The sequence below is a fragment of the Streptomyces phytophilus genome, from assembly GCF_013870535.1.
Taxonomy (GTDB): Bacteria; Actinomycetota; Actinomycetes; order Streptomycetales; family Streptomycetaceae; genus Streptomyces; species Streptomyces phytophilus.
In genome coordinates, this window is sequence record NZ_JACBXC010000595.1 from 1 (window position 1) to 3,655 (window position 3,655).

Below are 3,655 nucleotides of genomic sequence, written 5' to 3' on the forward strand. Positions count from 1 at the left end.
CGGCACGCTGGTGAACTCTCACGTCTTCTCCGGCATCTCTGGGGCTGGTGGGTCGGGTGCTCCTCGGTGCAGAGCGGGGGCCGGCGGCAGAGGGCCGGCGGGGTGCGGCGCTCAGTCGGCGAGCAGGTCGTCCAGCGGGTCGAGGTTGTCGATCAGGCCGGCGTCGGCGGTCAGCTGGGCCAGGCCGGCGATCTCGTCGCGGTCGGACTCGGGGTTCCAGCCGGGGAGCGTCAGGTCGTCGGTGAGGCCCTCGTCGAGGTCGAGGTAGGTGTTGAGCACGGCGCGCGCCTCGTCCGGGTGCTCCTCGGCGTAGCGCAGGGACTTCTGCAGCGCCTTGGTGAAGCGCTCGACGACCTCGGGGTTCTTGCCGGCGTACGCCTCGGAGGCGAACCAGCCCGCGAACGGGAGCTGCTTGCCCATGCCGGCGTAGCTGACGGGCAGCGCGTGCCCGCCGTCCTTCTCCACGATGCTGATGAACGGCTCGCTCAGCATGGCGGCGTCGACGTTGCCCTTGTCGAGTGCGGCGGGCATGTCGGGGATCGGCACCTCGACGAGCTTCGCCGCGTCCCGGTCGAGGCCGGCGTCCTCCAGGCTGGCGCGTACGGCGACCTCGTTGATGCCGAGGAGGGTGTTGACCGCGATCGTCTTGCCCTCCAGGCCGGCGACGTCCTTGATGCCGTCGTCCTTGGTCATGAGCTGGCCGGAGCCGTCGTCGAGCACGTCGTCGGAGGCGCGGGCCCCGACCGAGAGCATCGTGACCGGCACGCCCTCGCTCTTGGCGATCAGGAGGCTGACGATGTTGGAGTAGCCGAACTGGTAGTCGCCGCTGACGACCGCGGGGGTGATGGCGGCGCCGCCCTGCGACTCCTTGAGGGTCGGGTTGAGGTCCTGCTCCTTGAAGAAGCCCTTCTCGATGCCGAGTTTGACCGGTGCGATGTCGATGATGGGGATGACCCCGAGGGTGATGTCCGTGGGGCCGGAGCCGCTGTCCTCTCCCCCGCCGTCCGAGCCGCAGGCGGTGGCGGCGGTGAGGAGGAGAGCGGCTCCGGCCGCTATGGAGACGGTTCTGCGAAGACGGCGCGACGACGGCATGCCGGACTCCCTGCTGCGTGAAGGATCGATGGGGTGGCCGTCGGTCGCCTTGACGGGCACGGCGAGGACGGCGGGCGAGGGGGGTGGCGTAGGCGAGTGGACGGGACCGGGCGCCGGGTACGGCGGCGGAGGGCCGGGGTAGGGCGGCCTGGTCCGGTACGGCGGTCGGGGCCCGGATACGAGGCCCGGGGGCCGGGGCCCGTAGCGGTGGAAGGGGCGGGGGCGGGGCGCGGTGGGTGGTGCGGCGCCTCAGCCGCCGGTGACGGTGACGGTGCCGAGCGTCGCGAACCGGGCGGAGATCGTCCGCCCGGGTTCGACGAACACGGCGTCGGTGAGCCCGCCGGTCAGCACGGTCCACCCTGCTTCGAGGGCGATCCCGCGCCGGGACAGGTCGTTGGCGGCGAGCGCGAGCGCCCGGGCCGGATGGCCCTGGACGGCCGCGCCGGTGGCGGTGTCGACGACCTCGCCGTCGATCATGAGCCGGCAGGCTTCGGCCGCGAGGTCGAGTCCGTCCGGCGGCACGGCGCCGGCGGAGACCACGAACCGGCACGACGAGGCGTTGTCGGCGACGACGTCGGGGAGGGCGAAGCTGAAGTCGCGGTAGCGGCTGTCGATGACCTCGAACCCGGCCCGGACCTCGGCGACGGCGGCGAGCGCGTCCTCCGCCGTGACCCCGGGCCCGGCGAGCCGGCGGCCGAGGGTGAACACGATCTCGGGCTCGACGCGCGGGTGGATGGTCTCCGCCATCGGCACGGGCACCCCGGCCGGCAGCACCATCGCGTCCGTGAGCCAGCCGGTCAGCGGGGCGTCGATGCCCATCCGCCGCTGCTTCGCGGCGGACGTCAGCCCCAGCTTCACCCCGATCACGCGCTCCCCCGCGGCGACCTTGCGGGCCAGCAGCTCGTCCTGCGCGCGGTACGCCGTGTCCAGGTCGAGGCCGGGCCACTCGTCGGTGATCCGCCCGCCGTCGCGGCGCTCCCGCTCGCGGCGGATCAGCTCATCGACGGTGCGCTCGACCGTCCATACGCTCATGAGCCCCCGCCTCCCTCCCGGACACGCGGCCGTGGGAACGGCCGCATCGATCTACGCGGTGCGCGCTGGTCCCTGAGTATGTGACAAGAAAACATTGCAATCAATAGATTGATAGCAATGAGTTCTGGGACCCCGTCGGCGAGCTAGGTCCGGACGTCCTCGGTGCTCCGGCCCGTACGGTGCCTGCGGCGCCCGGCCGCGACGGCCGCGAGGGCGATCGCCGCGGCGGCGCAGACGAGCACCACGTCGGGCACGGCGGACCCGACGTCCCGGGTCCACTGCTCCAGCGCGAACTCCTCGTCCACCCCCACCGCGCCCGGCAGCGCGCCGGTGCCGTCGAACGCCAGGAACACGGCGCCCAGCACGACGAACAGGGCGCCGGACACCAGCTGTGCGGAGTGCAGTTCGAGCCGGCCGAGGCGGACCGGCCGCCCGCGCAGCCAGCGCCGGCGGCCGAGGTCGAACCGGTGCCACAGCAGGGCGAGTACGAACAGCGGGGCCGCCATGCCCAGCGCGTAGAACGCGAGCAGCACGCCGCCGTAGGCGGTGTTGCCGCCGAGCGCCGACACCGTCAGCACCGACCCGAGGATCGGCCCGGCGCAGAACCCGGCGAAGCCGTACACCGCGCCCAGCGCGTACACGCTCACCGCCGACTCCGGCCGGATCCGCCCCGCCGCCTGCTGCATCCGCCGCGAGCCGAACCCGAAGCCGAGCAGCTGCGCCGCGCCGAGCGCGATGATCGTCCAGCCGCCGACGGCGATGAGCAGTTCGCGGTGGCCGTAGAAGAGCCTGCTGGCGAACGACCCGGCCACGCCGAGCGGCACCAGGGTGGTGCACAGCCCGGCGTAGAAGATCGCGGTACGGGCCAGGAGGCGGCCGGCGCCGCTGATCGAGTAGGCGAAGAAGGAGGGCAGCAGCAGCGCGCTGCACGGGCTGAGGAGTGCGAGCAGGCCGCCGAGGAAGGCGGTGAGGTAGCCGACGTCCGCGCTCACTCCGCCTCCCCGGCCGCCGCGCGGGCCTTCTCGACCGCGTCCTCGAAGACCTCGGTGGGCTGGGCGCCCAGCACGGGCGTGGTGTTGATCAGGAAGGCGGGGGTGCTGGTCACGCCGAGGTTCCGGCCCTCGGCGGCGTCGCGGGCCACGGCCTCCTCGGCGGCCGGGCCGGCCATGTCCCGCTCGAAGCGCGCCAGGTCCCGCACCCCCGCCGTCCGCGCCATCGCGACCAGCTCGTCGTCGGCGAACTCGCCGCTGTTCTTCTTCCGTTCCTCGCCGTACGCCACGTCGTGGAACTCCCAGAACCGGCCCTGCTCCCCGGCCGCCCAGCCCGCCCGCGCGGCGCTCCGCGACTCGTCGCCGAAGATCGGGAAGTGCCGCCACTCGATCCGCAGGACGCCCTCGGCCACGTACTTCTCGACCAGCTCGGGCTTGGTGTCGCGGGCGAACTTGCCGCAGAACGGGCACTGGAAGTCGGAGTACTCGATGAGGACCACCGGCGCGTCCTTCGCGCCCATGGCCGCCGGGTCGGCGGCGGC

The 3,655-nt window shown here is 73.2% G+C and carries 4 protein-coding genes; all 4 read right to left on the reverse strand.

The annotated features are described in order from the left end of the window. Positions 1 to 111: 111 nt before the first annotated feature. Positions 112 to 1,152: an ABC transporter substrate-binding protein gene (locus tag H5J30_RS21915; RefSeq protein ID WP_309505601.1), complete on the reverse strand. Its 1,041-nt coding sequence runs from the start codon at positions 1,150 to 1,152 to the stop codon at positions 112 to 114. Between the two features lie 189 nt (positions 1,153 to 1,341). Continuing rightward, a complete protein-coding gene (locus tag H5J30_RS21920) occupies positions 1,342 to 2,124 on the reverse strand; it encodes a 2-keto-4-pentenoate hydratase (RefSeq protein WP_181789098.1) in 783 nt (260 codons plus the stop codon). 143 nt (positions 2,125 to 2,267) lie between these two features. Next, complete coding sequence (locus tag H5J30_RS21925; protein ID WP_181789099.1) at positions 2,268 to 3,116, reverse strand: cytochrome c biogenesis CcdA family protein; 849 nt, start codon at positions 3,114 to 3,116, stop codon at positions 2,268 to 2,270. After that, positions 3,113 to 3,655 (reverse strand): DsbA family protein (locus H5J30_RS21930; protein WP_181789100.1); only part of this gene is annotated, 543 nt, incomplete at its 5' end. The genes H5J30_RS21925 and H5J30_RS21930, both read right to left, overlap by 4 nt.

Excerpts from the sequence above, each read along its gene's own strand:
- H5J30_RS21920 (WP_181789098.1), bottom strand. The coding sequence starts at position 2,124 with ATGAGCGTATGGACGGTCGAGCGCACCGTCGATGAGCTGATCCGCCGC.